This is a genomic window from Streptococcus cristatus (assembly GCF_001578775.1).
GTDB lineage: Bacteria > Bacillota > Bacilli > Lactobacillales > Streptococcaceae > Streptococcus > Streptococcus cristatus_A.
The window spans coordinates 1,249,116-1,250,343 of the sequence record NZ_KQ969062.1 but is presented as its reverse complement, the minus strand read 5'-3'; the positions used below and the strand labels follow the sequence as shown (position 1 = coordinate 1,250,343).

Genomic DNA, 1,228 nt, shown 5'->3' with positions numbered 1-1,228 from the left:
TTTTAACTGAAATCTCAACACCTAATTTAATGAGCCCAATTCTGTAGGAGGGATTATGGATACAAAAAAGCGGATAGCACAATTAGATGATGAACATCTAGCATTTCGTAGAAAAGCCAGTGAATTGGAATGGGATTATCACGATATGAAACGGGAAGCTAGAAATTTTTCGGAGGAAATGAGTAATTGGATTATATCATTTTGTCGTCACAGTTCGCCTGCTGATTCATCTTATATATTAAATCAAATCGAGGAAAATCGAGAAGATTTCGAGCGGAAAATAAGGCGTTACGAAGATCGACTGAATGAAGTCTGTCAAGAAGAAAATCGCTTATACAATAAAAAATTGAACGAACTGAAGAAAGAAACAAGGTAATCATGGTTTCACTTTTCCTTCGGACGAATCCATCAGACAGGCTAAGCTTGTCTTTTTGTGTTTTTGGGAGGAGAAAAGCTAATGACAGGATGGCTTTAAAATGATTACTTTATGTTTGAAGTCAAAAATCAATTTTGGGTCAGTTGGAATGAGTATAAAGTCACTAAATATGGTAGAATAGTAAGAGATGAATCTTGATAGAGGTTGGTTTAATACCAGCCCCTTCAATTAGATGAGGAGAAAAACATGCAAGCAGTTGCACATTTTATTGATACTTTTGTTCCAGAGCACTATGATCTCTTTTTGGATTTAAATCGTGCGGATAAGACTTTCTCAGGAAAAGTTACCATTACCGGTGAAGCCAAAGCTGAGAGAATTTCCTTGCACCAAAAGGATTTGACGATTGAGGCCGTAGAAGTGGCTGGACAAGCTCGTCCCTTCACTCTTGATAATGATAATGAAGCTCTTTATGTTGAGTTGGAAGCAGCAGGCCCTGTGGAAGTAACCTTGACCTATATAGGTAAGATTACAGACAATATGACGGGGATTTACCCATCTTACTATACTGTAGATGGAGTGAAAAAAGAGATCATTTCCACGCAATTTGAGAGCCATTTTGCTCGTGAAGCCTTTCCTAGCGTGGATGAGCCAGAAGCTAAAGCGACTTTTGATTTGGCCTTGAAATTTGACCAAGCAGAAGGCGAACTTGCCTTGTCTAATATGCCTGAAATCAACGTTGAAAACCGGAAAGCGACTGGCATTTGGAAATTCGAAAGAACGCCTCGCATGTCTTCCTATCTCTTGGCCTTTGCTGCTGGGGATATGCAAGGCATTACTGCCAAAACAAAAAAT

Annotated in this window: 1 protein-coding gene and 1 pseudogene; both read left to right on the top strand. The window is 38.9% G+C overall.

Annotated features, from left to right (window positions below; translation table 11 throughout):
• Positions 1-55 precede the first annotated feature (55 nt).
• A complete protein-coding gene (locus tag SCRDD08_RS06260; protein WP_061422885.1) occupies positions 56-376 on the top strand; it encodes a hypothetical protein in 321 nt (106 codons plus the stop codon).
• Between the two features lie 246 nt (positions 377-622).
• Positions 623-1,228: pseudogene (locus tag SCRDD08_RS06255) on the top strand (M1 family metallopeptidase); the annotation flags it as partial.

Bases quoted from the DNA above. Each gene is read 5' to 3' on its own strand.
- SCRDD08_RS06260 (WP_061422885.1), top strand. From the start codon at position 56: ATGGATACAAAAAAGCGGATAGCACAATTAGATGATGAACATCTAGCA.